The following is a 5812-nucleotide window of genomic DNA, read 5'->3' on the forward strand; positions in this document are numbered from 1 at the left end:
GTATCAATCGAGAAGTACGCAGCATCTGCACCCGACAGACCGAAACTCACGCCATCAGAAATATCAGCAGAGTCATCAGCAGTGGCGGTATAAATCACACTGCCGGCACCGCTGTTTTCATCGATCGCGGTAGCCGTCGCGCCAGACGTAATGCTTGGCGCTGCTTCATCCAGGTTATTGACCGCCAGCGTCACGGCTTGGTCGGTGTAGTTACCGGCCCCATCGGTAGCGGTGACAGTAAAGCTGTAGCTGGACTTGGTCTCGTAATTGGCATCCGCCAATAACGTCACTTCGCCGGTGGCTGAATTAATGCTGAACAGCCCTGCATCGGCTCCCGAGAGGCTATAAACCGCCGTCGCATCATCCGTCGCTGCGGTGTAAATCACCGTGTTCTCACCGGAGTTCTCATCAATGACATCCGCCAACGTACCGGAGGTAAATACAGGCCCCACTTCATCCAGGTTATTCACTGCCAGGGTAACAGTTTGATCGGTGTGGTTACCCGCCCCATCGGTAGCGGTGACAGTAAAGCTGTAGCTGGACTTGGTCTCGTAATCGGCATCAGCCAACAAAGTCACTTCGCCGGTATTGATACCAATGGTGAAGTAAGCCGCATCAGTGCCGCCAAGGCTAAACGTTACTCCATCGGAGATATCTGCGGAATCATCGGCCGCCGCGGTATACACCACCTGCCCGGCACCGCTGTTTTCATCGATGGCAGTCGCGGTATCACCAGAGGTAATCGTCGGTGCTGCTTCATCGAGGTTATTGACCGCCAGGGTGACGGTTTGATCGGTAAAGTTACCAACCCCATCAGTTGCTGTGACTACAAATGAATAGCTGGCTTTGGCTTCGTAATCGGCATCCGCCAACAAAGTGACTTCGCCGGTGGCTGAGTTGATGCTGAAATCCGCCGCATCGTCGCCTGAGAGCGAGAAAACCACACCATCAGAAATATCGGCAGAGTCATCCGCAATGGCGGTATACACCACAGTACTGGCACCGCTATTTTCGTCGATCGCAGTGGCGATAGCGCCAGATGTAATGCTTGGTGCCACTTCATCCAGGTCATTGACCGCCAGCGTGACGGTTTGATCGGTAAAGTTACCCGCCACATCAGTAGCGGTGACGGTAAAGCTGTAACTAGCTTTTGTTTCGTAATCGGCATCCGCCAATAACGTCACTTCGCCGGTGGCTGAGTTGATGCTGAACAGTGACGCATCTATACCAGACAACGAATAAACCGCTGCCGCGTCGTCCGTGGTCGCGGTGTAAATAACCGAGCTGGCACCAGAATTTTCGTCAATGGCGGTCGCTGTTGAACCGGATGTAAATGCCGGTGCCACTTCATCCAGATCATTGACCGCCAAGGTGACGGCTTGGTCCGTGTGGTTACCGGCCCCATCGGTGGCGATTACAGTAAAGTTGTAGCTTGGTTTGGTCTCGTAATCAGCGTCGGCTAATAAGGTCACTTCACCGGTGCTGGCATCAATCGAGAAGTACGCAGCATCTGCACCCGACAGACTGAAACTCACACCATCAGAAATATCAGCAGTGTCATCAGCAACAGCGGTATACACCACTTGCCCGGCACCGCTGTTTTCATCGATGGCAGTGGCCGTAGCGCCAGAAGTAATCGTCGGTGCCACTTCATCCAGGTTATTGACTGCCAAGGTGACGGCTTGGTCCGTGTGGTTACCAGCCCCATCGGTAGCGGTGACGGTAAAGCTGTAACTGGACTTGGTCTCGTAATCAGCGTCGGCCAATAAGGTGACTTCACCGGTGGCCGAGTTGATGCTGAAATACGCAGCATCTGCACCCGTCAGACTGAAACTCACACCATCAGAAATATCAGCAGTGTCATCAGCAACAGCGGTATACACCACTTGCCCAGCACCGCTGTTTTCATCGATGGCAGTCGCGGTATCACCAGAGGTAATCGTCGGTGCGACTTCATCGAGGTTATTGACCGCCAGCGTAACGGCTTGGTCCGTGTGGTTACCAGCTCCATCAGTAGCTGTGACGGTAAAGCTGTAGCTTGGTTTGGTCTCGTAATCAGCGTCGGCCAATAAGGTGACTTCACCGGTTACCGAGTTGATACTGAATAGCGCAGCATCGGCTCCCGAGAGGCTATAAACCACCGTCGCGTCATTGGTTGTGGCTGTGTAAATAACCGAGCTGGCACCAGAGTTTTCATCAATGGCATCCGCCAGACTCCCGGAGTTAAATACCGGTCCTGACTCATCCAGATCATTGACCGCCAGCGTCACGGTCTGATCAGTGAAGTGACCGGCGCCATCGGTGGCAGTTACAGTAAAACTGTAGTTTGGTTTGGTCTCGTAGTCGGCATCCGCCAACAAGGTGACTTCGCCGGTGCTGGCATCAATCGAGAAGTACGCAGCATCTGCACCCGACAGACTGAAACTCACACCATCAGAAATATCAGCAGTGTCATCAGCAACAGCGGTATACACCACTTGCTCGGCACCGCTGTTTTCATCGATGGCAGTGGCCGTCGCGCCAGAAGTAATCGTCGGTGCCACTTCATCGAGGTCATTCACCGCCAGGGTGACGGCCTGATTGGTAAAGTTACCAGCCCCATCGGTGGCGGTGACAGTAAAGCTGTAACTGGACTTGGTCTCATAGTCGGCATCCGCCAACAAAGTCACTTCGCCTGTAGCGGAGTTGATGCTGAACAGTGACGCATCTGTACCTGAGAGACTATAAACCGCCGTCGCATCATTGGTTGTGGCTGTGTAAATAACCGAGCTGGCACCAGAGTTTTCATCAATGGCATCCGCCAGACTCCCGGAGTTAAATACCGGTCCTGACTCATCCAGATCATTGACCGCCAGCGTCACGGTCTGGTCAGTGGAGTGACCGGCCCCATCGGTGGCGGTGACGATAAAGCTGTAGCTTGGTTTGGTCTCGTAATCAGCATCAGCTTTTAGAGTCACTTCGCCAGTATTGGTATCAATGGTGAAGTAAGCCGCGTCAGTGCCGCCAAGGCTAAACGTTACGCCGTCCGAAATATCAGCAGAGTCATCAGCGGTGGCGGTATACACCACTTGCCCAGCACCAGAGTTTTCATCGATGGCAGTCGCGGTGTCACCAGAGGTAATCGTCGGTGCCACTTCATCGAGGTTATTCACCGCCAGCGTGACGGCTTGGTCCGTGTGGTTACCCGCCCCATCGGTAGCGGTGACGGTAAAGCTGTAGCTTGGCTTAGTCTCATAGTCGGCATCCGCCAACAAAGTCACTTCGCCTGTAGCGGAGTTGATGCTGAACAGTGACGCATCTGTACCTGAGAGACTATAAACCGCCGTCGCGTCATCGGTCGCTGCGGTGTAAATCACCGTGTTTTCACCGGAGTTTTCATCAATGGCATCCGCCAGAGTCCCGGAGTTAAATACCGGTCCTGACTCATCCAGATCATTCACATCCAGCGTCACGGCTTGGCTATCTTGTAAACCCGCGCCGTCGGTGGCGGTGACAGTAAAGCTGTAGCTTGATTTGGTCTCGTAGTCCGCATCCGCCAACAAGGTGACTTCACCGGTTACCGAGTTGATACTGAAGTACGCGGCATCGTCACCCGAGAGCGAGAAGGTCACACCATCAGAAATATCAGCAGAGTCATCAGCAACAGCGGTATACACCACTTGCCCGGCACCGCTGTTTTCATCGATGGCAGTCGCGGTATCACCAGAGGTAATCGTCGGTGCTGCTTCATCCAAGTTATTGACCGCCAGGGTAACGGCCTGATTGGTAAAGTTACCAGCTCCGTCGGTAGCGGTGACAGTAAAGCTGTAGCTTGGTTTGGTTTCGTAATCGGCATCAGCCAACAAAGTCACTTCACCTGTAGCGGAGTTGATGCTGAACAGTGACGCATCTGTACCAGACAACGAATAAACCACTGCCGCGTCGTCCGTGGTCGCGGTGTAAATCACCGCGTTCCCACCGGAGTTTTCATCAATGGCATCCGCCAATGTGCCAGAGGTAAATACAGGCCCCACTTCATCCAGATCATTCACATCCAGCGTCACGGTCTGATCAGTGAAGTGACCAGCCCCATCGGTGGCGGTGACTACAAATGAATAGCTGGCTTTTGTTTCGTAATCGGCGTCGGCCAACAAGGTGACTTCACCGGTGCTGGTATCAATCGAAAAATACGCTGCATCGTCGCCTGAGAGCGAGAAAGTCACACCATCAGAGATATCTGTGGAGTCATCGGCAATGGCGGTATATACCACAATACTGGCACCGCTGTTTTCATCGATGGCAGTCGCGGTATCACCAGAGGTAATCGTTGGTGCCACTTCATCCAGGTTATTGACTGCCAGGGTAACGGCCTGATTGGTAAAGTTACCCGCTCCATCGGTGGCGATTACAGTAAAGTTGTAGCTTGGTTTGGTCTCGTAATCAGCGTCGGCCAATAAGGTGACTTCACCGGTGGCTGAGTTGATGCTGAACAGTGACGCATCTGCACCCGACAGACTGAAACTCACACCATCAGAAATATCAGCAGAGTCATCCGCAGTGGCGGTATACACTACTTGCCCAGCACCAAAGTTTTCATCGATCGCGGTAGCCGTAGCGCCAGATGTAATGCTTGGCGCCACTTCATCGAGGTTATTGACTGCTAAGGTGACGATTTGGTCGGTGTGGTTACCGGCTCCATCGATGGCTGTGACGGTAAAGTTGTAACTGTCTTTTGTTTCGTAATCAGCGTCGGCCAACAAGGTGACTTCGCCTGTAGCGGAGTTGATGCTGAAATACGCTGCATCGGCTCCCGAGAGGCTATAAACCGCTGTCGCATCATTGGTTGTGGCTGTGTAAATAACCGAGCTGGCACCAGAGCTTTCATCAATGGCATCCGCCAGACTCCCGGAGTTAAATACCGGTCCCGACTCATCCAAATCATTGACCGCCAGCGTCACGGTCTGATCAGTGAAGTGACCGGCGCCATCGGTGGCAGTTACAGTAAAACTGTAGTTTGGTTTGGTCTCGTAATCAGCGTCGGCCAATAAGGTGACTTCACCGGTGGCTGAGTTGATGCTGAAATACGCCGCATCGTCGCCTGAGAGCGAGAAAACTACGCCATCAGAAATATCGGCAGAGTCATTGGCAGTAGCGATATATACCACTTGCCCGGCACCGCTGTTTTCATCGATCGCAGTGGCAGTAGTGCCAGATATAATGCTTGGTGCGACTTCATCGAGGTTATTCACCGCCAGCGTGACGGCTTGGTCTGTATGGTTACCGGCCCCATCGGTGGCAGTGACTACAAATGAATAGCTGGCTTTGGCTTCGTAATCGGCATCGGCCAACAAAGTAACTTCGCCAGTTACAGCATCGATCGATAAGTACGCAGCATCGTCGCCTGAGAGCGAGAAAGCCACACCATCAGAAATATCAGCAGTGTCATCCACCGTCGCTGTGTAAATAACAGAGCCAGTACCCGTGTTCTCATCAATGGCAGTCGCCGCCGCACCAGACGTAATGATTGGTGCGACTTCATCCAGATTATTAACCGCCAGGGTGACGGTTTGATCGGTATGGTTACCGGCTCCATCGGTAGCAGTGACAGTAAAGCTGTAGCTGGACTTGGTCTCGTAATCGGCATCAGCCAACAAAGTCACTTCACCGGTGCTGGCATCAATCGAGAAGTACGCCGCATCGTCGCCTGACAGACTGAAACTCACGCCATCAGAAATATCAGCAGAGTCATCAGCGGTAGCGGTATACACCACCTGCCCAGCACCGCTGTTTTCATCGATGGCAGTCGCGGTATCACCAGAGGTAATCGTCGGTG

At 53.1% G+C, this 5812-nt stretch carries 1 protein-coding gene; it reads right to left on the reverse strand.

The window, feature by feature from the left end; all coding sequences use genetic code 11:
• A partial coding sequence (locus Q4551_RS15925; protein WP_303434900.1) for a cadherin repeat domain-containing protein occupies positions 1-5812 on the reverse strand: 5812 nt, incomplete at both ends.

The sequence above is a fragment of the Oceanobacter sp. 5_MG-2023 genome, from assembly GCF_030548165.1.
GTDB lineage: Bacteria > Pseudomonadota > Gammaproteobacteria > Pseudomonadales > Oceanobacteraceae > Oceanobacter.